The 24,437-nt window shown below is 71.6% G+C and carries 20 protein-coding genes and 1 tRNA gene; 5 read left to right on the top strand and 16 right to left on the bottom strand.

Annotated elements, in window-relative coordinates; translation table 11 throughout:
• Window positions 1-46 precede the first annotated feature (46 nt).
• The 5 genes from ACF062_RS11410 to ACF062_RS11390 all read left to right on the top strand — a co-directional run bounded on the left by ACF062_RS11410 (window position 47) and on the right by ACF062_RS11390 (window position 4,695).
• The gene (locus ACF062_RS11410) at window positions 47-373 is read left to right on the top strand and encodes a (2Fe-2S)-binding protein (protein ID WP_392137502.1); all 327 of its coding nucleotides are present in this window, start codon (window positions 47-49) and stop codon (window positions 371-373) included.
• The gene (locus ACF062_RS11405) at window positions 354-1,937 is read left to right on the top strand and encodes an NAD(P)/FAD-dependent oxidoreductase (RefSeq protein WP_392137501.1); all 1,584 of its coding nucleotides are present in this window, start codon (window positions 354-356) and stop codon (window positions 1,935-1,937) included. Before ACF062_RS11410 ends, ACF062_RS11405 begins: the two co-directional genes overlap by 20 nt.
• A gap of 19 nt (window positions 1,938-1,956) precedes the next feature.
• On the top strand, window positions 1,957-2,889 hold the full coding sequence (locus ACF062_RS11400; protein WP_392137500.1) for a dihydrodipicolinate synthase family protein: 933 nt from the start codon (window positions 1,957-1,959) through the stop codon (window positions 2,887-2,889).
• 28 nt (window positions 2,890-2,917) lie between these two features.
• Complete coding sequence (locus ACF062_RS11395; protein WP_392137499.1) at window positions 2,918-3,922, top strand: proline racemase family protein; 1,005 nt, start codon at window positions 2,918-2,920, stop codon at window positions 3,920-3,922.
• Window positions 3,923-4,011: 89 nt separating this feature from the next.
• The gene (locus tag ACF062_RS11390) at window positions 4,012-4,695 is read left to right on the top strand and encodes a GntR family transcriptional regulator (RefSeq protein WP_392137498.1); all 684 of its coding nucleotides are present in this window, start codon (window positions 4,012-4,014) and stop codon (window positions 4,693-4,695) included.
• Window positions 4,696-4,841: 146 nt separating this feature from the next.
• Here ACF062_RS11390 and ACF062_RS11385 read toward each other — a convergent pair.
• The 16 genes from ACF062_RS11385 to ACF062_RS11310 all read right to left on the bottom strand — a co-directional run bounded on the left by ACF062_RS11385 (window position 4,842) and on the right by ACF062_RS11310 (window position 24,404).
• Window positions 4,842-4,926, bottom strand: a tRNA-Leu gene (locus ACF062_RS11385).
• A 298-nt stretch (window positions 4,927-5,224) separates the two neighbouring features.
• The gene (locus ACF062_RS11380; RefSeq protein WP_392137497.1) at window positions 5,225-6,262 is read right to left on the bottom strand and encodes a sugar phosphate isomerase/epimerase family protein; all 1,038 of its coding nucleotides are present in this window, start codon (window positions 6,260-6,262) and stop codon (window positions 5,225-5,227) included.
• 246 nt (window positions 6,263-6,508) lie between these two features.
• The gene (locus ACF062_RS11375; RefSeq protein WP_392137496.1) at window positions 6,509-7,912 is read right to left on the bottom strand and encodes an alkaline phosphatase family protein; all 1,404 of its coding nucleotides are present in this window, start codon (window positions 7,910-7,912) and stop codon (window positions 6,509-6,511) included.
• The gene (gene eboE, locus ACF062_RS11370; protein WP_392137495.1) at window positions 7,909-9,078 is read right to left on the bottom strand and encodes a metabolite traffic protein EboE; all 1,170 of its coding nucleotides are present in this window, start codon (window positions 9,076-9,078) and stop codon (window positions 7,909-7,911) included. Before eboE ends, ACF062_RS11375 begins: the two co-directional genes overlap by 4 nt.
• A gap of 3 nt (window positions 9,079-9,081) precedes the next feature.
• Window positions 9,082-9,930, bottom strand: a complete 849-nt coding sequence (locus ACF062_RS11365) for a TatD family hydrolase (protein ID WP_392137494.1) — start codon at window positions 9,928-9,930, stop codon at window positions 9,082-9,084.
• Window positions 9,931-9,938: 8 nt separating this feature from the next.
• The gene (locus ACF062_RS11360; RefSeq protein ID WP_392137493.1) at window positions 9,939-10,622 is read right to left on the bottom strand and encodes an EboA domain-containing protein; all 684 of its coding nucleotides are present in this window, start codon (window positions 10,620-10,622) and stop codon (window positions 9,939-9,941) included.
• On the bottom strand, window positions 10,619-11,611 hold the full coding sequence (locus tag ACF062_RS11355) for a sugar phosphate isomerase/epimerase family protein (RefSeq protein ID WP_392137492.1): 993 nt from the start codon (window positions 11,609-11,611) through the stop codon (window positions 10,619-10,621). Before ACF062_RS11355 ends, ACF062_RS11360 begins: the two co-directional genes overlap by 4 nt.
• On the bottom strand, window positions 11,608-12,936 hold the full coding sequence (locus ACF062_RS11350; protein WP_392137491.1) for an SCO3242 family prenyltransferase: 1,329 nt from the start codon (window positions 12,934-12,936) through the stop codon (window positions 11,608-11,610). The genes ACF062_RS11355 and ACF062_RS11350 overlap by 4 nt, the downstream gene beginning before the upstream one ends.
• A gap of 128 nt (window positions 12,937-13,064) precedes the next feature.
• Window positions 13,065-14,294: an inositol-3-phosphate synthase gene (locus ACF062_RS11345; protein WP_392137490.1), complete on the bottom strand. Its 1,230-nt coding sequence runs from the start codon at window positions 14,292-14,294 to the stop codon at window positions 13,065-13,067.
• Between the two features lie 111 nt (window positions 14,295-14,405).
• Window positions 14,406-15,794 carry a ThuA domain-containing protein gene (locus ACF062_RS11340; RefSeq protein ID WP_392137489.1) on the bottom strand — a complete coding sequence of 463 codons (1,389 nt, stop codon included), beginning with the start codon at window positions 15,792-15,794 and terminating at the stop codon, window positions 14,406-14,408.
• 5 nt (window positions 15,795-15,799) lie between these two features.
• Entirely contained in the window at window positions 15,800-18,295 is a 2,496-nt protein-coding gene (locus ACF062_RS11335) for a PQQ-dependent sugar dehydrogenase (protein WP_392137488.1), read from the bottom strand.
• A 188-nt stretch (window positions 18,296-18,483) separates the two neighbouring features.
• Complete coding sequence (locus ACF062_RS11330; protein ID WP_392137487.1) at window positions 18,484-19,488, bottom strand: sugar phosphate isomerase/epimerase family protein; 1,005 nt, start codon at window positions 19,486-19,488, stop codon at window positions 18,484-18,486.
• A gap of 56 nt (window positions 19,489-19,544) precedes the next feature.
• Complete coding sequence (locus ACF062_RS11325; protein WP_392137486.1) at window positions 19,545-20,762, bottom strand: Gfo/Idh/MocA family protein; 1,218 nt, start codon at window positions 20,760-20,762, stop codon at window positions 19,545-19,547.
• A 48-nt stretch (window positions 20,763-20,810) separates the two neighbouring features.
• Window positions 20,811-21,851 carry a substrate-binding domain-containing protein gene (locus ACF062_RS11320; RefSeq protein ID WP_392137485.1) on the bottom strand — a complete coding sequence of 347 codons (1,041 nt, stop codon included), beginning with the start codon at window positions 21,849-21,851 and terminating at the stop codon, window positions 20,811-20,813.
• A 16-nt stretch (window positions 21,852-21,867) separates the two neighbouring features.
• Window positions 21,868-22,890, bottom strand: a complete 1,023-nt coding sequence (locus ACF062_RS11315) for an ABC transporter permease (RefSeq protein ID WP_392137484.1) — start codon at window positions 22,888-22,890, stop codon at window positions 21,868-21,870.
• Window positions 22,887-24,404, bottom strand: a complete 1,518-nt coding sequence (locus ACF062_RS11310; protein WP_392137483.1) for a sugar ABC transporter ATP-binding protein — start codon at window positions 24,402-24,404, stop codon at window positions 22,887-22,889. Before ACF062_RS11310 ends, ACF062_RS11315 begins: the two co-directional genes overlap by 4 nt.
• Window positions 24,405-24,437 lie beyond the last annotated feature (33 nt).

The raw sequence follows: 24,437 nt of genomic DNA, 5'->3' as shown, positions 1-24,437 counted from the left end.
CCCGCACCCGCACCCGCACCCGTATCCGAGAGGAGTGAGCCGCCTCATGAAGCGTGACGAACGGACACCCGCCGGGCTCGTGGGCGTCTCCCCGCACACCGCCGCCTTCACGATCACCTTCGACGACCGCGAACTGCCCGCCCTGCCGGGTCAGTCCATCGCAGCCGCGCTCTGGTCCGCCGGCATCCTGGCCTGGCGGAGCACCCGCGTCGAGGGGCGCCCGCGCGGGGCGTTCTGCGGGATCGGCCAGTGCTACGACTGCCTCGCCACCGTCAACGGCCGCCCCAACCGGCGGGCGTGCCTGGTCACCGCCCGGCCCGGCGACGCGGTGACCACGCAGGAAGGACACGGCCATGCCGGGCTCGACACCTGAGGCGTACGACGTCGCGGTGCTGGGCGCGGGACCCGCGGGACTCGCGGGTGCCGTGACGGCCTCCGAACTGGGCCTCTGCGTCGCGCTGTTGGACGCCTCGGACCGGCCGGGCGGCCAGTTCTACCGGCACCCCGCCCCGGCCACGGGCGCCACCCGCCCCGAGGCCCTGCACCACGACTGGGCCGCCTACGCCGACCTGCGCGACCGCCTGGCGGCGAGCGACGTCACCCAGCTCTTCGGCCACCACGTCTGGACGGTGACGCGCGAGACGGCCGGGGAACGGTGGGCCGTCCACGCACTCACCGGTGAGGAGGACGGAGAGGACGGCACGCACACGGACGTGCTCAGGGACGGGCATGGGCTGGTACCAGGGCAGCGGCCGGTGACCGTCCGGGCCCGCGCGATCCTCCTCGCGACCGGCTCGTACGAACGCCACCTGCCCTTCCCCGGCTGGACCCTGCCGGGCGTCGTGGGCGCGGGCGGCGCCCAGGCCATGCTCAAGTCCGGTCTCGCCCTGCCCGGCAGCCGCGTCGTCGTCGCGGGCAGCGGACCGCTGCTGCTCGCCGTCGCCACCTCGCTCGCCGCAGCCGGGGCCGAGGTCCCGGAGGTGGTCGAGGCGTCGGGCTACCTCGGTTACGCCCGCCGCCCGTTCGCGCTCGCCGCCAACCCGCACAAGCTCGCGGAGGCAGCGCTCCACGGCACGGCCCTGCTCCGCCACCGGGTGCGCCTGCGCACCCGCAGCGCGGTGACCGAGGCGCACGGCACGGACCGGGTGGAGGCGGTGACGGTCTCCCGCCTGGACCGCGACTGGCGACCGGTGCCGGGCACGGGCCGTCGCGTCGCCTGCGACGCGCTGGCGGTCGGCCACGGCCTGGTCCCGCACATCGACCTGGCGACCGCCCTGGGTTGCGCCACCCGCCGTACCGCCGACGGCACGCACGCCCTCGCCCTGAGCCCGCTCCAGGAGACATCACTCCCGGGCATGTGGGCGGCGGGTGAGACGTCTGGCATCGGCGGGGCGCAATTGGCGCGCGCGGAGGGCGAGTTGGCGGCGGCGGCGATCGCCGCCCGACTGACCGGGGAGCGCCCGTCGCCCCTCCCCCGGCTGCGCGCCACGCGACGCCGACGTGACCGCATGCGCGCCTTCGCCGAGACGATGACCGCCGCACACGCGCCGGGCCCCGGCTGGACGGGGTGGCTCAGCGACGACACGGACGTGTGCCGCTGCGAGGAGGTGACGGCGGGCCGCGTACGTGAGGCCGTGGCCGACTACGGCGCCCGCGACGCCCGCACCGTCAAGCTCCTCACCCGGGCGGGCATGGGCTGGTGCCAGGGCCGCATGTGCGGAACGGCGGTGTCCTGCCTCACCGCACCGGCCACCACCACCCCCGCACCCCTCGACCGCCGCCCACTCGCCACACCCGTCCCTCTCACCACCCTCGCCAACCTCCCGATCCCTGCCTCGGAACCCACCGGGCGCACCGACCACGTCGATCCGGGCGGCCCGGATGGCCCGGATGGTCTGGATGGCCCGGGTGTCCCAAACACCAACCCGCATCCCTAATGAAGGGCAGGCAGCCGTCATGACCACCACCCCCCGAACCCCCACCTGGACGCCGACCTGGACACCGCACCGCCCCTGGCGCGGCATCATGGTCGCCACCGCGCTCCCCCTCCGCGATGACCTCTCCATCGACCACGACGCCTACGCCGCGCACATCCGCCACCTCCTCGCCAACGGCTGCGACGGCGTCGTCCCCAACGGCTCCCTCGGCGAGTACCAGACCCTCACCGACGACGAACGCGCCCGCGTCGTCCGCACCGCCGTCGAAGCGGCGGGCGACGGAGCCCGGGTCATGCCCGGCGTCTCCGCCTACGGCAGCGCCGAGTCCCGCCGCTGGGCCGAGCAGGCGGCACAGGCGGGCTGCGGCTCGGTACTGCTCCTGCCGCCGAACGCCTACCGCGCCGACGAGGATTCCGTGCGCGCCCACTACGCCGAGGTCGCCAAGGCCGGCGTGCCCGTGGTCGCGTACAACAACCCCCTCGACACCAGGGTCGACCTGACGCCCGACCTGCTCGCCCGGCTGCACGGCGACGGCAGCATCGTGGCGGTGAAGGAGTTCAGCGGCGATGTGCGCAGGGCGTACGAGATCGCCGAACTGGCCCCCGACCTCGATCTGCTGATCGGCGCGGACGACGTCCTGGTGGAACTGGCCGTCGCGGGCGCGGTGGGCTGGATCGCCGGATATCCGAACGCGTTCCCCGCCGCCTGCGCGGAGCTCTACCACGCCGCCTGCGCGCGGGACCTGGACACGGCACTGCCGCTCTACCGCTCACTGCACCCGCTCCTGCGGCAGGACTCCAAGACCGAGTTCGTGCAGTCCATCAAGCTCTCGATGGACCTCGTGGGCCGCCGCGGCGGCCCGACCCGCCCCCCGCGCGCCCCTCTGTCCGGCGCCACGGAGGCGCTGGTGCGGGCGGCCACCGAGAAGGCGCTGGCGGCAGGCCACCGCTAGAGACACCCGCCCCCCTCCGAGGAGATCCATGCGCACCCGACACGTCTTCCACGCCGTCGACTCGCACACCGAGGGCATGCCCACCCGCGTGATCACCGGCGGCGTAGGGGTGATCCCCGGCACCACCATGGCCGAGCGCCGGCTCCACTTCATCGAACACCTGGACCATCTGCGTACGCTCCTGATGTACGAGCCGCGCGGCCACTCCGCGATGAGCGGCGCGATCCTCCAGCCCTCGACCCGCCCCGACGCCGATTACGGCGTCCTCTACATCGAGGTGTCCGGCCTGCTGCCCATGTGCGGCCACGGCACCATCGGCGTCGCCACGGTCCTCGTCGAGACGGGCATGGTGCCGGTCACCGAGCCCGTCACCACGGTCCGCCTGGACACCCCGGCGGGCTTGATCTCCGTAGACGTGCAGGTCAGCGATGGTGCGGCGACATCGGTGACGCTCACCAACGTCCCCGCGTTCTGTGTCGCCCTGGACCATGAGGTCACCGTGCCGGGCCACGGCACGGTGACGTACGACCTGGCCTTCGGAGGGAACTTCTACGCATTCGTCCCCCTCGACGCACTGGGGCTGCCGTTCGACCGTGCCCGCAAGGACGACCTGCTCGCGGCGGGTCTCGCCGTGATGGACGCGATCAACGCCTCCCCGGATCGCCCGGCCCACCCCGAGCAGCCGGACATCTCCGGCGTCAAGCACGTCTACCTCGCGGCGCCGGGCTCGAACGCGTACCGCTCCCGGCACGCGATGGCCATCCACCCCGGCTGGTTCGACCGCTCCCCGTGCGGAACGGGCACCTCCGCGCGGATGGCGCAGCTGCACGCCCGCGGCGAACTCCCCTTGGACCGGGACTTCGTCAACGAGTCCTTCATCGGTACGGAGTTCACCGGCCGGCTGATCGCACGGACAGAGGTGGCGGGCCTGCCCGCGGTCGTCCCCCGGATCACCGGACGGGCCTGGATCACCGGCACGGCCCAGTACTTCCTGGACCCCGACGATCCGTTCCCCGCGGGCTTCACCCTCTGACCCCGGCGGCTCCCCGACCGCCCAACTGGCAACGTGACATTGTACTTTGGTGCTCCGCGCGGGCGCGGGTACCACCGGAGGGGAGCACCATGGGGCACCTGAAGCACAAGAACCTCATCACGACCAGGGAGCGACTGCGCGATCAGGTCGCCCACGCCCTGCGGGCCGCCCTGATCTCCGGCGAGCTGCGGCCCGGCGAGATCTACTCCGCGCCCGGCCTCGCCGAGGACTTCGGCATCTCGGCGACGCCGGTGCGCGAGGCGATGCTCGATCTGGCCCGGGAGGGCCTCGTCGAGCCGGTCCGCAACAAGGGCTTTCGCGTCACGGAGGTCAATGAGCGCGACCTCGACCAGTACTCGGAGATCCGGGCCCTGATCGAGGTGCCCGTGATCGGCCGCATCACCCGCACCGCGGCCCGCGAGGAACTGGAGGCGCTGCGCCCGGTCGCCGAGGAGATCGTGCGCGCCGCGCGGGGCCATGACCTGATCGCCTACCTGGAGGCCGACCGCCGCTTCCACCTGTCACTGCTCGCCCTCTCGGGCAACGACCGCCTGGTCGAGACGGTCGGCGACCTGCGCAAGCGCTCCCGTCTCTACGGCCTGACGGCCCTGGACGAGAACGACCAGCTGACCCCGTCGGCCGAGGAGCACATCGAACTCCTCGACCTGATGCTGTCGGGCGACGCGGAGGCGGCGGAGCGGTGCATGGCCCGGCACCTCAGCCATGTGCGGTCGCTGTGGGCGGAGGGCGCCGCGGCGGCGGTCCCGCGATAGATCCTTACCCGATGATCCATACACGGAACCCGAATGATCCATACACGGATGAGCCCGATACTAAAGATCCTCACACGAAGAATCCCCACGATCTCTGGGAGATCATGGGGATCGCGACGCACGGTGAAACCGATTTGTCGCCTCTGTGTCCGAGGGGGGACTTGAACCCCCACGCCCGTTAAAGGGCACTAGCACCTCAAGCTAGCGCGTCTGCCATTCCGCCACCCGGACTAGGTGTCTGCCGCCGTGCGGGGTGTTCCCCGCGGCGACATGGACAACAATACCAAGGTTTCGGAGTGCCTTTCACCTGCATATCCGTCCGCCGACCGCCGGATGCGCGGTGGGCAGCGCCAGCCCCGGTCACCACCTCACCGTGGGTCACGGATCGGTTACGCAGACGTCACTTCCGCCATGATGTAGCTCGTCGGCGGCTTCGGCGCGTCATGGCGGCGAGCACCTCGCCTCCTGAAGGGGCCCTCCCGGCGGCGGGAGGGCCCTCCGTGTCGAGCAGGGGGTGTCGGTGCCTGGGTCAGTCCCCGCAGCGCCCTGAGCGCAGGGAGTGCAGATGCTCGCTGGATTTGCGGGCGAAGGCGTAGGACTCGACCGGGTTGTCGTGCTCGGTCTGCCAGTGGTGGTAGCGCCGTCCGTGGTGCGTGCGCGCGGTCACCTTCGAAAGGAACTTCTTGTAGTCGATGTCGCCGTCCCCGACATCCGACATGCGGTAACCGTCGCGGGTCGTCTCGTCACGCACGCCGTCCTTGACGTGGAACAGCGGATAGCGGTGCGGCTGCTTCAGTACGTAGTCGACCGGCTCGAAGGGGGCGGGCGTGCCGTCGGGGCGCTTGCCGAAGCGGAACTGGGCGCAGTGGGCCCAGTAGATGTCCATCTCCAGAAACACGTGATCGGGATCGGTCTCTGCGAGCAGTACGTCGTAGAGGCGGACGCCCGGCTTGTCCGTGGCGAAGGAGAACTCCTCCGCGTGGTTGTGCTGGTAGAACTTCATGCCGCGCTCGCGGGCCGCCTCGCCATACGTGTTGAAGTCGTCCGCCGCGCGCTTCCAGGCGTCGACCGTCGAGCCGTAGCGGAAGGGTCCCGATGCCGTCCCGATGTGCTTCAGACCGAGCGCCTCCGCGTCGTCGAGGACCTTGGTGAGGTTCTGCGCGAACGTGTAAGCGTTCGGGTTGTTGTTGTCGTAATAGCCGACGTGGGAACCGATGGGGTGCAGTCCGTGGTCGCGGGCGAGCGCCTTCAGCTGGGCGAGGCTGATGGCGCCCGCCGAGCCCTGGCTGTAACCGGCGAACTCGATCTCGTCATAGCCGTACTTCTTCAATTCGGCGAATACGGCGGCGAATCCGAGCGTGGAGACCTTGTCGCGGAGGCTGTAGAGCTGGATGCCGAGGCGTCCCGGTGGCAGGACGGGGCGGCCTCGACCCTTCTCTCCCGCCGCGGCCGGCGTCGCGGTGCCGAGGAGGGCCGCGGCGGTGGCGCCCGCCGCGACGCCGAGCATGCCGCGTCGGCTGAGTCTGTGGGCGAGTTCGGGGTCGGCGGGGGTCGGCTTGCGGCTCATGCGGTTCTCCTCGACTGGATCAGGCTGGATCAGGGCGGATCGGGATGAATGGGGTGGACGGTGTAGATCAGGGTGGATCGGGGTGGATCGGGGTGGATCGTGGCGAAGCTGGGCGGATCAGGGTCGTGTCAGGGATCGGTTCGACCTACGGTTCAGGGTTCGCTGGGGGTCGGACCCTGATGGCAGGGGTCGAGCTGTCTGGTTCAGTGGAGATCAAGCAGACGCAGCGACGCGGGCAGGCCGAGGTCAGTGCAGGCCCGCGAGACGGAGCAGGAGCGATTTCACATCGGTGGCCGCGACGCGGCCGCTGACAGCGCGGGGGGTGGAGCACAGAATGAGCGGACCTTCGTCCTCGCTCGTGGGGAGGCGGCCATGGCTGCCTCGAATAGGTGAGGGATCCAGGGGCACGACCGCCATGCGGTAGCGCATGCCGAGCTTCTTCCGGGCCAGTGCGCCCGCGGCCTTGACGCGGACGTAGGGGTCATCGGGGTCCATGAAGAGCTCGACGGGGTCGTAGCCGGGTTTGCGGTGGATCTCGACGAGCTGCGCGAAGTCGGGCGCGCGGTCGTCGTCGAGCCAGTAGTAGTACGTGAACCAGGCGTCCGGTTCCGCGAGGGCGACGAGTTCGCCCGAGCGCGGATGGTCCAGGTGGTGTGTCTTCTTGCCCTCGTCATCGAGGAGTTGCTCGATGCCGGGGACGTCCTTCAGGGCGGCGCGGGTGATGTCGAGGTCTTCCGGCCGGCGCACGTAGACATGGGCGATCTGGTGGTCGGCGACGGCGAAGGCGCGCGAGGCCATCGGGTCGAGGTACTCCATGCCGTCCTGTGTGTGCACTTCCAGCAGGCCGGCGCGGCGCAGCACGCGGTTGATGTCGACGGGCCGGTTCACGCGGGTGATGCCGTACTCGGAGAGCGCGACGACGGTGCGGCCCTCGGCTCGGGCGTCGTCGAGGAGCGGGGTGAGGGTCGCGTCCAGGTCGGCGGCCGCTCGGTGGGAGCGCGGGTCGTCGGGGCCGAAACGCTGGAGGTCGTAGTCGAGGTGAGGGAGGTAGCACAGGGCGAGGTCAGGTCGGCGGGTGTCGATGATGTGCCGGGTGGCGTCGACGATCCAGCGGCTGGAGACGAGATCGGCGCCCGGTCCCCAGAAGTGGAAGAGGGGGAACGTGCCGAGTTTCTCGGTGAGTTCGTCGTGCAGGGCAGGAGGCCTGGTGTAGCAGTCCGGTTCCTTGCGGCCGTCGGCGTAGTAGACGGGGCGGGGAGTGACGGTGAAGTCGGTGTCGGCGCCCATGGCGTACCACCAGCAGATGTTGGCGACGGTGTAGCCGGGATGCGCGCGGCGGGCAGCGTCCCACAGCTTGTCGCCGGCGACGAGGCCGTTGTGCTGCCTCCACAGGAGTACGTCACCGAGTTCGCGGAAGTACCAGCCGTTGCCGACGATGCCGTGCTCGGCGGGAGTGGTGCCGGTGAGGAAGGTGGACTGGGCGGCGCAGGTCACGGCGGGCAGGACGGTGCCGAGCGGTGCCCGGGATCCGGACTGGCCGAGGGCCTTGAGGTGTGGCATGTGATCGAGAAGGCGGGGGGTGAGGCCGACGACGTCCAGGACGAGGAGCGGGGTGGGGCCGTTGTGCGGGTCGCTCTGGGGCTGGCTCATGGGAGTTCCTTCAGGCCGAGGTCCGTCAGGAGGTCACGGGCGAGGGTGAGTTCCGCGGCGATGCCCTCGGCGAGCTGGGAGCGCCCGCGGGGGCGCAGCGCGGGAGGCAGGGCCTGCCAGGTGTAGGTCTCGACCTCCAGGTGGCGGGTGAGGGGGACGGTGCCGCCGACGAGTCGGGTCAGAGCGTCCTGGAGCACGGGGAGGGTGGAGGTGAGCGGCGCGGCCGGGTCCGCGTGGAGGGGGACGTGGAAGTGCGCCCGCCAGGGGGAGGTGTCGGGCAGGGCGTGGCCACTGAGAGCTTCGCCGAGGTCGTCGGCGGAGTGCAGCCCGCCGCTGGTCAGGGCGCGGGTCTGGTGGAGGAAGCGGGGCTCGTCGAAGGCGGCGAGGGCCTCACGTACATCGGGGCGATGGGGGTGTTCGGCATGCAGGGCGGCGGAGAGCTGGGATTTGACGACGGGGATGCCCGCGTCGGTGAGGGCATCGAGAGCGGTCTTCGGGTCCTCGAAAGAGGTGGCGAGATGGCAGGTGTCGACGCAGACACCGATGCGGTCGTTGCCGACTGCGGTGAGGGGGGCGATGGCGTCGGCGGTCGTCTCGACGGTGCAGCCCGGTTCCGGTTCCAGGCCGATGCGGATGGAGCGGCCGGTCAGTTCGTCGAGGGCGTCCAGTCGCTGGGCGAGCATGGTGAGGGCGGTGCGGGCGGCCTCGGCGCGGACGGCGTCGAAGGGGGTGCGCCAGGCCAACGGCAGGGTGGAGATGGTGCCTTCGGTGACGTCGTCGGGGAGCAGGGCGGCGAGCAGCCGGGCCAGGTCGGTGGTGTGGGCGAGGCGCTCCGGGTCGGTCCAGTCCGGCTTGTACACGCGGTACTTGACCTCTTCGGCGCCGAAGCCCTCATAGGGGAAGCCGTTGAGCGTGACGACTTCGAGGCCGCGCCGGTCGAGTTCGGTGCGCAGGCCGCGCAGGGCCGCGGGGTCGGTGACGAGGGCGCGGGCGGCGTCCTTGGCGAGCCAGAGGCCGATGCCGATGCGGTCCCTGCCGAGTCTCTTGCGCACGGGTTCGCAGTGGTCACGGAGTTGGGCGAGGACGCCTTCGAGGGTCTCGGCCGGGTGGACGTTGGTGCAGTAGGCGAGGTGGACGGTGGAACCGTCGGGGTGCCGGAAGCGCATGGCTCACGCCCCGCCGCGCAGGATGGAGTTGCCCTCGTGGGTGGCGTCCGTGCCGGTGATGTCCAGGGCGAGGCGGCCGCTGAGTCCGTAGAAGGCGACTGGGTTGCGCCACAGGACCAGGTCGACGTCGTCCTCGCCGTAGCCGGCCGCGAGCATGGCGTCGGCGACCTTGCGGGTCTTGAGCGGGTCGCTCTTCCCCCAGTCCGCCGCGGAGTTGACCAGGACCCGCTCGGGGCCGAATTCCCGCAGGATCTCGACCGTTCTCCCCTCGTCCATCTTGGTGTCGGGATAGACGGAGAACCCGAGCCAGCAGCCGCTGTCCTTGGCTTCTTTGACGGTGGTCTCGTTGAGGTGGTCGATCAGCACGCGGTCCAGGGGCAGCGCGGACTCCCGGATGACATCGATCGTGCGGCGCAGGCCGGCGAGCTTGTCGCGGTGCGGGGTGTGCACGAGGGCGGGCAGTTCGTGGTCGGCGGCCAGTTGGAGCTGGGCGCTGAGCGCGGTGTCCTCGGCGGGCGTCATGGAGTCGTAGCCGATCTCGCCGACGGCGACGACGTTGTCCTTGACGAGGTAGCGGGGCAGTTCGTCGAGGACGGGGGTGCAGCGGGGGTCGTTCGCCTCCTTCGGGTTGAGGGCGATCGTGCAGTGGTGGGCGATGCCGTACTGGGCGGCGCGGAAGGGTTCCCAGCCGAGGAGGGAGTCGAAGTAGTCGAAGAAGGAGGCGGGCGAGGTGCGGGGCTGGCCAAGCCAGAAGGCCGGCTCCACTACCGCGCGGACACCCGCCGCGTACATCGCCTGGTAGTCGTCGGTGGTACGGGAAGTCATATGGATGTGGGGATCGAAGATGCGCATCGGGACTCCTACTCCTCGCCGGTCGAAGGGGCCCCGGGGCCCGAGGGCGCCGTGGGGTGCGATACCGCCCCGGGGGCGGTCAGGGCCAGGACGCGATGCAGGTCGCCGGGGACGGGGCGGCCCGCCGCCGTGCGTTCGCTCGCGTAGTCGCCGAGCATGCGGGCGAGTTCTCCGTCGCCTCGGGCACGCCTCGGGAGGTCGGCGACGGCGTCCACGGGCACGCCGGTGAACAGGCACTTGAGGACGGCGTGGCGCCAGTCGTGCGGTGCCAGGTGTGCGGCGGCGTACGGGCCGACGGCCGCGGCGACGAGCCGGGTGTCGTTGGTGCGCAGGGCGTCCTCGACCAGCGGCAGGGCTTCGGGGCCCGGCACCAGGTGCGGCAGGGCGTGCAGGACGGCGCGGCGTTCGGGGGCGGTGCCCTGGGCGTAGACACGGGTGAGGGTGGCCGGGTCCGCGGACGCCGCGTGCAGCAGCAGGACGCGGGCGGCGTCGGCGTGGTCGGGCCCGCAGCGTCGTCCCGCCTCGGCGATCCGCAACTCCCATGTGGGGATGGGCCCTCCCCGCTCCGGTTCGCTCCGCTCGGCGTGGGCCGCGGCCTCGGCGGTGGCCTGGTCGAGCCAGGCGCGGGCGGCTCCGCCGAGGTCGGCTTCGAGACGGGTGCGGAGGGCGGCGATTCCGGGGGTGTCGGTCACCGGGTTCCTCCTTCGGCGGCGGTGGGGACAGCGGCGAGGGCTCGGGGCAGCGGCACGCGCTCCGGGGGCACCGGCTTCTCGGCGTCTGCCGCCGCTCGGCGGAGGAAGTCGAGACAGTCCGCGGCGAGCCGGGGTCCTGCGTGGGAGTGGCGGGGCAGTTCGACGACGGTGAGCCCTTGGTAGCCGGTGGCCGCCAGCGCCGCGAGGACGGGCGGGAAGTCGATCTCCCCGTCCCCGAACGGCAGGTGCTCGTGGACGCCGCGCCGCATGTCCTCGATCTGGACGTGCCGCAGCCAGGGCGCGACGGCGCGCACGCAGTCGGCGGGCGGGAGCGGTTCGAGGCACTGGCAGTGGCCGATGTCGAGGGTGAGGCCGAGGAGTTCGGGCGCGGGATCGCCCAGTTCGCCGCGGAGGTGGTGGAAGTCGTTGATCGAGGAGAGGAGGTGGCCGGGTTCGGGTTCGACGGCGAGCGGGACACCGGCGCCGGACGCGGTGTCGAGGACGGGGCCGAGGGTGTCGGCGAGCCGCTTCCACGCGACGTCGTCGGGGGTGTCGTCCGGGCGGATGCCGCTGAAGCAGTGCACGGCGTGGGCGCCCAGGTCTGCGGCGACGTGGACGGCGCGGATCAGCAGGCGTACGCGGGTGGCCCGCCGCTGCGGGTCGGGATCGAGGAGGGAGGGGCCGTGTTTGAGGCGCGGGTCGAGGACATAGCGGGCGCCCGTTTCGACGGTGACGGTCAGGCCGCGGCGGTCGAGGGTGCGGGCCACATGGCGTGTGCGGGTGGCGAGGTCGGAGGCGAGGGGATCGAGGTGCATGTGGTCGAGGGTCAGACCGACACCGGAGTAGCCGAGGTCGGCGAGGAGACCGAGGGCGTCGTCGAGACGGAGGTCGGTGAGGCCGTTGGTGCCGTAGCCGAAGCGGAGGGTGTCGATCGGGCGGTCGGTGGGGGTCCCGGCCGGGTTCGGGTGCTGGGGCGTGGTGCCGCTCATGTGACGCTCACCTTCCGTGCGAACTTCCGGGCGGCCGGGGCGAGGGCGGCCGTCAGCAGGGCGGTACCGACGGCGCCCGACCGAGCGGCGAGCGCGGCTTGCAGCGGGATCATGGCGCGGATCCCGCCGCCGACGGCTCGTTGGGTGAGGGGAGGTGAAGGGTTGAGGACGGCGTGGAAGAGGGGTTTGGCGGCGGTCCCGACGTAGGCGAGAGCGAGGGCGGCTCGCAGGGGTTGGCGGGGGGCGCGGGAGGGGGTTCCGGTGCCGACACCGGCTCTGGCGGCGGCACCGACCCTGGCGCGATTTCCCGCACCGGTTCCAGCTCCATCGCCAGCTCCCGCTCCCGCTCCCGCCCAAGCTGCGGGACCGGTTCTGGCACCGGAACCGACCCTGGCTCGGATTCCGCCACCGGTTCCAGCTCCATCGTCAGCTCCCGCTCCCGCTCCCGCCCAAGCTGTGACACCGGCACCGGCACCAGCGCCAGCACCAGGCCAGGCACCAGCACCAGCACCAGCACCAGTGCCAGCCCCGGCTGCGGCTCCTGCTCCTGCTCCTGCTCCGGCCGGAGCTCTCATACCGGCCCCCGCCCCTCCCCCGGGCCCAGCCCCGGTGCAGGCCTCGCCACCACCGCAGGTACCCCCGTCGGCCGGCCGCGCGCCCGGTCTTCCGCCGACGAGCCGTGCCAGGGCCGTCGTCACTGCCAGCGCGGCCAAGGGGGCTGCCGAGGAGCCGCCCTCGGCTTCGCGGCGGGAGACCACCGTGACGGCCAGCGTGTGGGCGGCGAGGGCGCCGGCGGAGGGCACGGCGTGCTTGGCGGCGCGCAGGCTGTGGCCCCGGTCCGCCGTTGCGGTCGCGCCGAGGAGCAGGTCGAGGCCCCGCGCGGCGGCCATGGCCGCGGGGCCCGCCGGGGTGTGCTTCAGGCCGAGGTCGTACGCCCACACCGTGCCCGCCAAGGTGCCCGCCACCGCCAGGGCGGGGCGGCCGGCGCGGGAGGCGAGAGCCAGGCCCGCCGCGGAGAGGGCGACCGCCGCCGCGAGGGCAGCGGGCGGGCTGATGCGGCCCGACGGCAGAGGGCGTTCGGGACGCTCGACGGCATCGTCGGCTCGGTCCGCCCAGTCGTTGAGGGCCATGCCGGCTTCGTACAGGCAGAGAGAGGAGGTGAGGGCGAGGAGGGTGCGGCGGTTGGGGCGCATGCCGGTCGCGGCGGCTCCGGCGAGCGCGTCGCCGGGGACGGTGAACAGGGCCGGGAGCCGAAACAGTTCGGCCCAGTCCCGCGCGGCCGAGCGCGCGACGGACCCGTCGGCCGACCTCACGGCAGAACTCACCCCAGGCCCCACAGCCGACCCCGCACCGGAGCCACCCGCCACCCCCGCAGCCGACCCCACGCCAGAGCCACCCCAACGCCCACCCCCACCCCCAGCACCTGCGCCCGGCCCCGCACCCGCCCCCGCACTCATCGCCCACCCCTCAGCCGCGCGGCGAAGCCGAGCAACGCTGCGTACTGGTCCCCGAGCGCGGCAGGTGCGTCGTCGTCCGGGTCCTTGAAGTAGAAGGCGAGTTCCGGCAGAGGGCCCGCGAGGCCCTGCTCGTGGGCACGGGAGGTCAGGCGTGCCAGGTCGAGGATCAAGGGGGCCGCGAGAGAGGAGTCGCAGCCCTGCCAGGTGGTCTGGAGGACCATGCGGGTGCCGAGGAAGCCGTCGAAGGCGATGTGGTCCCAGGCGGTCTTCCAGTCGCCGAGGGAAGGGACGTCGTCGATGTGGACCTCGCCCTCGGGGACGGTGCCGAGGGTGTCAGCGAGGACGCGTTCCTTGCCGGCGTTCTTGGCCGCCGCTGCGGCGGGGTCGGCGAGGGCCGCGCCGTCGCCGCCGCCCAGGAGGTTCGTGCCGGACCAGGCGCGTACGGCGAGGGCCCGCTGCGCGAACATCGGGCCGAGCACCGAGCGCAGGAGGGTCTGCCCGGTCTTGCCGTCGCGGCCGGCGTAGGGCAGCCCTGAGGCGCGGGCGGCCTCGGCAAGGCGGGGGTGGTGCAGGCCGGCGGAGGGGGTGAAGTTCACGTAGGGGCAGCCGGCCCGCAGCGCCGCCGCGGCGTAGAGGGAGCTGGCGGGCAGCCGCGCCCCGCCCGCCGAGGCCGACCCGCCCGAGCCCGCAGCTTCCCGCCCCTCGTCAACACCCGAAAGGACTGGTTCCGTGGAGGCGACGTTGATGACGATCGCACGGGTCAGTCCCCGGCGGCGCAGGAAGTCGCGCAGGTCGGCGGCGAAGGCGTCGATCAGCTCCTCGTCCGTGCGGGAGTCGCCCGGCAGGGGGCCGCCGGGACGTATCTCGGCGTCCGCGGCGGTGAGTTCGGCATGCACGGCCGAGGGAAGGCCGTGCGGCAGTACGCCACCTGCGGCGAGTTCCTCGGCGCGTTTGGGCAGCGGGCAGTTCGCGGTGTCGTGGCCGCCGAAGACGAGCGACGGCAGCGTCGGCAGGCCGCAGTCCGTGAAGGGCGGTGTCTCGGTCACCATGCCGATCGGCGGATGCAGACCGGCTGCCACGGCCGCGCACCCCGCGACGGCCGTGGTCGCGACCGACCCCCGGGCACCGATCAGCCAGACCCCTACAGAGGAGACGGAAGGCGGGGCATGACGGACGGCGGCGGACTCGGCGGGCACGGGGGACTCGGACACGGCTGCCTCCTGCATGACTCAAGAGCTCACGCGCTCACGAGCTCACGAAACGTGGCTGTGTGGTGCGAGACGGCGAGCGGAGGTCCGGCGTCCTCCGCCCGCCGCCGTCCAGTGACCGGCGCCCGGTCACGCCGCGGGCAGGTCCTTCACCCGGATGTCCCGGAAGGAGACCTCATCGGCATCGCCGTGGTTCTGGATGCCGATATGCCCTTGGCGCAGGCTCCGCGCCGGATCGGTGTTGGTGAAATCGTTGATCTTCACGCCGTTGAGGTAGACGCGAAGGCGTTCGCCCTCGACGCGGATCTCGTAGGTGTTCCACTCCCCCGGCGGATTCAGCGCCTTGTCGCGCTTCTTCAGGTCGGCGGACTTGAAGCCGTAGACGGAGCCCGTGGTCTTCGCGGGGACGTCCGTGGCGTCGATCTGGATCTCGTAGCCGTTGTTCACGGCCGACCAGGGATCGTCGGATGCCGGGAAGCCGACGAAGATCCCGGAGTTGTCGTCGCCGCGCATCCGCCAGTCGAGCTTGAGTGAGTACGCGCCGAGCTGGCGCCGCTCGTACCAGAGCATGCCCATGCCGCCGACGGTGGTGAGCGTTCCGTCGTCCTCGTTCAGGGCGAAGGATCCCGGACCGGCCTGTTTCCAGCCCGGCAGGGACGCCGCCGTGCCGTCGAAGATCGACGTGTAGCCCTTCTCGGGACGGCAGTCGGCCTGCGCGGCGCCGACCGCCCAGCGGATGCCGCCGAGCAGGTGTCGGCGGAACTCCGGTTCGGCGTACGACTCCTTGGTGTGACCGCCGCCCGTGTAGAAGGAGCGGCCTCCGTGGTAGTCGCTCTGGCACCAGGCGATGGGGTGGTCGCCCGACATCGTGCCGCCCGCGTACGACGACTCGTCGAGCGAGGCGAGGACCCGGGCCCGCTCGCGCGGATTGGAGCGGTAGTTGTACCACTCGTCGGTGCGCTCCCAGGCCCCGGCGCCCAGGTGGGACGTGGCCGGGTGCGCGTGGTCCTCCACATGGACCCGCGCCTTCTGGATCGCGGGGTGCGACTGGAAGTACGCGCCCGCGAGGCCCGCGTAGAAGGGCCAGTCGTACTCGGTGTCGGCGGCGGCGTGCACGCCGACGTAGGCGCCGCCGCCGCGGATATAGCCCTCGAACGCCCGCTGTTGCTCCCCGTTGAGGACGTCCCCGGTGGTCGACATCCAGACCACGGCGTCGTACCGGGCGAGGTTGGCGGCGGTGAAGGCGCCCGCGTCCTCGGTCGCGTCGACGGTGAAGCCGCCCTCAGCGCCGAGTTCCCTGACGGCCGCCACCCCGGCCGGGATCGAGTCGTGCCGGAAACCCGCCGTCTTGGAGAAGACCAGGACGCGCTCACCGTCCTTGCCCGTACCCGCACCCGCGTCCCCGCCCACACCGGCACCCGTACCCGGGCCCGGCTCGGAGGACGCCGTGCCCGCGACGCACCCGATGAGCAGGGCGGCCGCCGCCGTCGCGGTGAGGAGCCGCGCTCGTCCACGCATCGCGCTCACCTCTTCCCGCCGGCCGTGGACCTGGTCGTGAACGTGAAGTCGTCCACGTCGTAGAGCGCCCCGGTGCCCGTGCCCTTGAAGACCAGGTAGAGCGTCGTGGTCTTCGACGGCGCCTTGGTGATCGCCGTGCTGACGTCCTTGTACGTCTCCCACGAGCCGGTCGACTCGACCTTCGCGGTGCCGAGCAGCCTGCCGCTCACCGATCCGCTGCGGACCTCCAGGGTGCCACCGGACCCGGCGGAGGCGATCCGCGCGGTCAGCTTGGTGGCGTTGCCGAGGATGTACGGCTTGAAGGAGATCCAGTCGCCGTTGTGGATGTCGCCGACGGTCTTCCCGCCGTGCGCCGGGGTGTGGTTGATCACGGAGACGCCCTTGGAGTCGCCGTAGTGCTCGCCCTGGCGGTGCTTGGGCTGGACGACGTTCTGGTCGTGGGTGGTCAGCGCGGGCTGGCCGTTCGCGCCCCTGTCGGTGTACTCGGCGTCGAAGACCCCGAAGATGTTGGCGTTCGGGTCGTGCTCGCCGTCCGCTGACGTCTGGATGGTGCCCGAGCAGCCGTTGGCCGAGGTGACCGGGTGGCCGTGGCTGTCATGGCCCAGGATGTGGGTGACCTTGACCTTCGAGCAGTCGATGGGTCCCGCGGCGCCGTCTTCGGGGTCGGTCACCTTCACCTTGAAGGGCACCTTGTCGCCGAAGGTGAACAGCTGACCGTCGCCTGGCAGTTCGAGGGTGACCTTGGGCGCGGTGTTGCCGACGGTGATGTGCGCGCTGGCCGAGCCGGTGCGGCCGGTGGAGTCCTTGACGGTCACGGTGGCGGTGTAGACGCCGTTCTTCTTGTACGTGTACGTGGGGTTCTGCTGGGTCGTCTTGCCGCCGTCGCCAAAGTCCCAGGCGTAGGTCAGCGTGCCGCCGTCGGCGTCCGTGGCCTTGGCCGTGAACTTGGTGCGCAGCGGGGCCTGGCCGCTGGTCACCGACGCGCTCGCCTCGGCGACCGGCGAGTGCCCTGTCGTGGCGTTCTCGATGCGGAAGAGACCGGAGTTCTCGTCGCCGCCGAACCAGGCCGTGCCGTAGTCCAGGACGTAGAGCGCGCCGTCGGGGCCGAACTCCATGTCCATCACCTGGGTGCCCGTCCACGGGAACGGGTTGATCTTCGAGACCGCGCCGTCCGCACCCTGTTCGATGCGCTTGATCCAGCGCCGGCCGAACTCGCCCGCGAAGAAGTCGCCGTCGTACGCCTCGGGGAACTTCACCGGGGAGTCGTTCGCCCCGTCGTAGCGGTAGACGGGACCGGCCATCGGGGACTCGGAACCGGAGCCGAGCTCCGGGACGGAACCGCCGTCGTACGGGATCCATGCCTCCTGGGCGGCCGGCAGGTCGGTGAGGCCGGTGTTGTACGGCGAGTCGTTCTTCGGATTGGCGCAGTCGAAGGGCGCGCCCGAGGTGCCGGTGGCGAAGTCGTAGTCGACGTAGGCGTCGTTCTTGCCGGTGCAGAACGGCCAGCCGAAGTTGCCCGGCTTGGTCACGCGGGCGAACTCGACCTGCCCGGCGGGACCGCGCTTGGGGTCGGCCGCGCCCGCGTCGGGCCCGTAGTCGCCGACGTAGACCACGCCGGTCGGCTTGTCGACGCTCATCCGGAAGGGGTTGCGGAAGCCCATCGCGTAGATCTCGGGACGGGTCTTCTCGGTGCCCTTGGGGAAGAGGTTGCCGTCAGGGACCGTGTACGAGCCGTCGTCGGCGACCTTGATGCGCAGGATCTTGCCGCGCAGGTCGTTGGTGTTGCCGGCGCCGCGCCGGGCGTCGTAGGCGGGGTTGCGGCCCGCGCGTTCGTCGATGGGCGTGAAGCCGTCCGAGGCGAAGGGGTTGGAGTCGTCGCCCGTCGAGAGGTAGAGGTTGCCGGCCTTGTCGAAGTCGATGTCGCCGCCGACGTGGCAGCAGATGCCGCGGCTGGCGGGGACGTCGAGAACCTTCTTCTCGCTGGCGGTGTCCAGGGTGCCGTCGGCCTTCAGGACGAAGCGGGAGAGCCGGTTGACGCCGTCGAACTTCTTGAAGTCCTCGGCCGTGCCGTTCTCCGGGGCGTCGCCGGCCGGGGTGTCGAGCGGAGGCGCGTAGTAGAGGAAGATCGCGCGGTTCTCGCTGAACTTCGGGTCGATGGCGACGCCTTGGAGGCCTTCTTCGTCGTGCGTGTAGACCGGTATCTTGCCCGCGATCTTGGTATTGCCCGCCGCGTCGGTCAGACGCAGCGTGCCGTCGCGGGAGGTGTGCAGGACCGAGCGGTCGGGGAGCACGGAGAGCGTCATGGGCTCGCCGACCTCCGGCTCGCCCTTGGCGAGGGTGACCTGCTGGAAGTCCTCGGCGGCGGGCGCGGCCGTCGCGGGCGGGTCGGCGGGGACGGCCCCGGCCGTCGGTGCGGCGAGGGTCAGCGAGGCACCGGTGAGCAGCGCGCCGGTGAGCAGGGCGAGGGCCTGGTGGCGAAGTCTTGGGCGTTTCCTGTGCACGGGGTTCCTCCGGAGGGGACAGTCGTACGCGGGTGTCTGCGCCGTGCGCCGGGGTGCGCCGTCACCCCGGACCTTCATGTCCTGTACACATCAGGGACGGTAGCCACGTTTGTCCCGGGCGGAAAGCCCTTACGCAGCATTGAAGTTCAGCTTTTTCCCGTCACTGGACAAACATGGTGCGGCGACGGCTAGTCGGAGCCGCCGAACGCGGCGTCGAACGAGGCGGTCGGTGCCTCGAAGTCGTACGCCTTCAAACGAGCGAGGGCCTCCGGGGCGCCCTGGAGGCGGTCCATGCCGGCGTCCTCCCACTCCACCGAGACCGGCCCCTCGTACGCGATGGAGCCGAGCATGCGGAAGACGTCCTCCCAGGGGACGTCCCCGTGGCCCGCCGACACGAAGTCCCAGCCGCGCCGCGGGTCACCCCACGGCAGGTGCGAACCCAGGCGGCCGTTGCGGCCGTCCAGGCGGCGCCGGGCCTCCTTGCAGTCGACGTGGTAGACGCGGTCGCGGAAGTCGTAGAGGAAGCCCACCGGGTCGAGGTCCTGCCAGACGAAATGCGAGGGGTCGAAGTTGAGGCCGAAGGCCGGGCGGCGGCCGACGGCCTCCAACGCCTTGTGCGTCGTCCAGTAGTCGTACGCGATCTCGGACGGATGCACCTCGTGGGCGAACCGCACGCCGTGCTCGTCGAAGACGTCCAGGATCGGGTTCCAGCGCTCGGCGAAGTCCTCGTACCCGCGCTCGATCATGGACTCGGGGACCGGCGGGAACATCGCGACCAGATGCCAGATCGCCGAGCCGGTGAAGCCGACAACGGTGTCCACGCCGAAGGCGGCGGCGGCCCGTGCCGTGTCCTTGATCTCTGCGGCGGCCCGCTGCCGCACGCCCTCCGCCTCGCCGTCGCCCCAGATCCGGGCGGGCAGGATCGCGCGGTGCCGCTCGTCGATGATCGCGTCACAGACGGCCTGGCCGACCAGGTGGTTGGAGATGGCCCAGCACTTCAGGCCGTACTTGTCGAGCAGGGCGTGCCGACCGTCCAGATAGGACGGGTCGGCGAGCGCTTTGTCGACCTCGAAGTGGTCGCCCCAGCAGGCGAGTTCGAGGCCGTCGTAGCCGAATTCGCGGGCGAGCCGGCAGACCTCTTCGAGCGGCAGGTCGGCCCACTGGCCGGTGAAGAGCGTGAAGCTACGGGGCATGTCCGGGCCTCCTCAAGCAAGGGCGTGGATACTCGGGCGGGGATCGGCGCGACGGCTCACGCCGTCACCGGCGTGTACACGGAGTTCTTCGCCGCGCTCTCCTCCACCGCCGCGAGCACCCGCTGCACGGAGAGCCCGTCGGCGAAGGAGGGTTCGGGCCGCGTCCCGGTGGCGATGGCGTGCAGCAGGTCGCGGGCCTGGTGCACGAAGGTGTGCTCGTAGCCGAGTCCGTGCCCCGGCGGCCACCAGGCCGCCAGATACGGATGCTCGGGCTCGGTCACCAGGATCCTGCGGAAGCCGGAGGACGCGGCGGGCTCGGTGTGGTCGTGGAAGGACAGTTCGTTCAGGCGCTCCAGGTCGAAGGCCAACGAGCCGTCAGAGCCGTTGAGTTCGAGCCGCAGCGCGTTCTTGCGGCCCGCCGCGAAGCGCGTCGCCTCGAAGGAGGCCAGCGCCCCGTTGGGGAAGCGGCCGGTGAAGACGGCCGCGTCGTCCACCGTGACGGCGCCGCGCCGCGCTCCGCCCGCCGCGGTGAGCCCGCTGGAGGCGCCCTCCAGCAGCGGCCGTTCCCTGACGAAGGTCTCGGTGAGCGCGGAGACCCCCGCCACCTGCTCCCCCACCAGGTACTGCGCGAGGTCGACGATGTGCGCCCCCAGGTCCCCGAGCGCGCCGGAGCCGGCGTGCTCCTTGATCAGCCGCCATGTCAGCGGGAACTCGGCATCCACCAGCCAGTCCTGAAGGTACGTCAGGCGCACGTGCCGCAGTGGCCCGAGCCTCCCCTCGGCGACCATCCGGCGGGCGAGCGCGAGCGCGGGCACCCGGCGGTAGTTGAAGCCGACCATGGACACCTGCCCCCGGGCGCGGGCCCGTTCGGCCGCCTCGGCCATGGCCTCGGCCTCCTCGACGGTGTTGGCGAGCGGCTTCTCGCACAGCACGTGCTTGCCCGCCTCCAGGGCGGCGACGGCGATCTCCGCATGGCTGTCGCCGGGGGTGCAGATGTCGACGAGGTCGACGTCGTCCCGCGCGATCAGGGCCCGCCAGTCGGTCTCGGCGGCGGCCCAGCCGAGCCGGTCGGCAGCGGCGCGCACGGCGCCCCCGTCACGGCCGCAGACGGCCGCGAGCACCGGCTCGACCGGCAGGTCGAAGACGCGCCCCACGGTGCGCCAGCCCTGGGAGTGGGCGGCGCCCATGAACGCGTAGCCGACCATGCCCACCCCCACCGGCCTCTTCCCCGCGCTTCCGGCATCGGCCCCGGCATCGGGTCCCGTCTCACGCATGCGGTACTCCTCCTCGTCGACGCTCTGTGGGGGGTGCGGACGCGCGCATCACTTGAAGCCGGTGGACATGTACTGACCGACGTTCTCCTTGTCGACGACCGCCGAGTACAGCGTGATGAAGGCCGGGATCTCGAATTCGGCCATGCCGCTGACGCCCTTGCCCTGGCCGAGGGCGCGCGCGAGGTCGATCGCGGACGCGGCCATGGTGGGCGGATAGAGGACGGTGGCCTTCAGGACGCTGTTGTCCGCCTCGATGGCCTGGAAGGCGGAGAGCGCGCCCGCGCCGCCGACCATCATGAAGTCGTCGCGGCCCGCCTGCTTGATCGCGCGCAGGGCGCCCACGCCCTGGTCGTCGTCGTGGTTCCACAGCGCGTCGAAGTTCTTCTGCGCCTGGAGGAGCTGGGACATCTTCGACTGCCCCGACTCGACGGTGAACTCGGCGGCCTGGCGGGCGACCTTCTTGATGTTCGGGTAATTCTTGAGGGCGTCGTCGAAGCCCTTGGTGCGCTGCTTGGTCAGTTCGAGGTTGTCGAGCCCGGCCAGCTCCACCACGCGCGCGTTCTTCTTGTCCTTGAGCTTCTCGCCGATGTAGTGGCCGGCGCTCAGGCCCATGCCGTAGTTGTCGCCGCCGATCCAGCAGCGGTAGGCCTGCGGGGAGGCGAAGACGCGGTCGAGGTTGACGACAGGGATGTTCGCCTTCATCGCCTTCAGTCCGACCTGGGTGAGCGCCTTGCCGTCGGCCGGCAGGATCACCAGGACGTCGACCTTCTTGTTGATGAGCGTCTCGACCTGGCCGATCTGGGCGGCGGTGTCGTTGGAGCCCTCGGTGGCCTCCAGGGTGACGTCGGAGTACTTCTCCGCCCGCCGCCTGGCGTTGTCGTTGATGGCGTTGAGCCAGCCGTGGTCGGCCTGTGGGCCCGCGAAGCCGATGGTGACCTTCTTGCCCGGCTTGTCGTCGGCGACCGGCTGGTCCTTGGCGTCGTCGCCCTCGTCCTTCGGTTCGTTGCTGGTGCACCCCGTCATCAGGGCTCCGGTGGACAGGGCTGCGGCTCCGAAGAGGAGCCCTCTGCGGCTCGCGTTCGTTGGCATGGGTGAACCCCTCAGCTCAGGAAGTGTGGGCCGTGCGTCGTTGGACCAGGACCGCGGCGACGATGATCGCGCCCTTGGCGATCTGCTGGGTCGCGGTCTCCAGGTTGTTGAGCGCGAAGATGTTGGTGATCGTGGTGAAGATCAGCACACCGAGCACGGAGCCGGTGATGGTGCCGCGGCCACCGCTGAGCAGGGTGCCGCCGATGATCGCCGCGGCGATGGCGTCGAGTTCGTACAGATTGCCGTTGGTGTTCTGTCCCGAACCGGAGAGGATGATCAGCAGGAACGCCGCGATGCCGCAGCACAGGCCCGAGAGCAGGTACAGATACAGCCGCTGCCTGCGTACGTCGATGCCGGCGAGGCGCGCCGCTTCCGCGTTGCCGCCGACCGCGACGGAGCGGCGGCCGAACGTGGTGCGGTTGAGCAGCAGCCAGCCGACGACGGTGACGGCGGCGAAGACCAGGACGAGCGGTGGGATGCCGAGGACGTAGGAGTCGCGCTCGCCAAGCTTCAGCACCCCGTCCACGGTGACCATCTGGGTCTTGCCGTCGGTGATCTGGAGGGCGAGTCCGCGGCCCGCCGCCAGCATGGCGAGGGTGGCGATGAACGGCACCATGCCGCCGTACGCGATGAGCAGGCCGTTGACCAGGCCGCATCCCATGCCGACGACGACGGCGGTGAAGAGGATGCCCGCGAAGCCGTACTCCTGGGTGGCGACGGTCGTCGCCCATACCGAGGCCAGCGCGACGATCGCGCCGACCGACAGGTCGATGCCGCCGGAGATGATCACGAAGGTCATGCCGACGGTGACGACGCCGATGACGGACGCCTGGGTGAGGATCAGCTGGACGTTGTCGCCGTCCAGGAAGGAGTCGGGCTGGGTGATGCCGCCGATCACGATCAGCGCGGCGAGCACGCCGAGCAGCGACAGGGTGCGCACGTCGGCGCGGGCGAGCGTGGCGCGCCACGGGCTGCCGCCGTCGTCGGCCGGTGCGGGCTTGCGGTCGGCGGCCTCGGCCGCCGGGGCGGGCTGGGTCATGACGCCGGGCTCCCTTCGAGGACGAGGTCGAGTACGCGGTGTTCGTCGAGGTCCCGGGCGGGCGCGGTGTGGACGACGCGGCCTTCGCGGAGCACCAGGACGCGGTCGGCGAGGCCGAGCACCTCGGGCACCTCGCTGGAGACGAGGAGCACGGCGAGGCCTTCGTCGGCGAGGCGGCGGATCACCGCGTACAGCTCGGCGCGGGCGCCGACGTCCACGCCGCGGGTGGGCTCGTCCAGCAGCAGGACGCGGCAGCCGCGCAGCAGCCAGCGGGCGAGGACCGCCTTCTGCTGGTTGCCGCCGGAGAGGGTGCGCACCGGGGCGGACGGCTGGTCGGGGCGGAGCGACAGCTCGCGGGTGGCGGCGCGGGCGGCCTCCCGCTCGGCGCCCCTGTCGAGCCAGCCGCCGCGCGAGAAGCGGGACATGGAGGAGACCGATACGTTGCGGGTGACGGACTCCAGCATGAGCAGGGCCTGTGCCTTGCGCTCCTCGGGGGCGAGGCCGAGGCCCGCGCGGACGGCGGCGCGGACGCTGCCGGGCCGCAGCGGCCGTCCGTCGACGCTCACGTGGCCGGCGCTCGGCTTGCGGGCGCCGTAGATCGTCTCCAGGATCTCGGAGCGTCCGGAGCCGACGAGTCCGGCGAGGCCGACGATCTCGCCGGGGCGCAGGTCGAGGTCGAGGGGTGCGAACTCGCCGTGCCGGGTGAGGCCGCGGGTCGTCAACACCGGCTGGTGTGCGTGCCGTTGCGTGGGGCGGTCGGGGAAGACGTACTCGACGTTGCGTCCGGTCATGAGCGCCACGACGTCCTTGGTCGGCGTGGACTTCGCGGGCAGGCCGCCCGCGACGGCACGCCCGTCCTTGAGGACGGTGACGCGGTCGCCGATGCGGCGGATCTCCTCCAGGCGGTGCGAGATGTAGACGACGGCGACGCCGTCCCCGGTGAGGTCGCCGACGATGCGGAAGAGGTTGTCCACCTCGTCGGGGTCGAGGGCCGCGGACGGCTCGTCCATGACGATGAGGCGCACCTCGTGGGAGAGCGCGCGGGCCATCGAGACGATCTGCCGCTGCGCGGCGGAGAGTTCGCCGACGAGCCGCCCCGGGTCTATCTCGGCGTGCCCGAGTCGCTTGAGCAGGGCGGCCGTCGACGCCTTGGCCTCCCGGCCGCGCACCACGAACCCGGCGGCGGTCGGCTCGTGTCCGAGGTGGACGTTCTCGGCGACGGACAGGCCCTCCACCAGGTCGAGTTCCTGGTAGATGGTGGCGATGCCGAGCCGCATGGCCGTGATGGGCGAGCGCAGGGCGGTGCGCTCGCCGCGCCAGCGGATCTCGCCGCCGTCGGGCTGGTGGGCGCCGGCGAGGACCTTGATGAGCGTGGACTTCCCGGCGCCGTTCTGGCCGAGGAGGCAGTGCACTTCCCCGGCCTGGACCTGGAGGTCGACGCCGTCGAGGGCACGGACGCCGGGGAACGACTTGGTGATGCCGGACATGGTGAGCAGCGGTGGTTCTGGTGCCATGACGGTTCCCCCAGGCGGGTGCGTACGTGCCGG

It is taken from the genome of Streptomyces sp. NPDC015345, assembly GCF_043078805.1.
Classification (GTDB): domain Bacteria; phylum Actinomycetota; class Actinomycetes; order Streptomycetales; family Streptomycetaceae; genus Streptomyces.
This window is presented reverse-complemented; position numbering and strand designations above follow the sequence as displayed.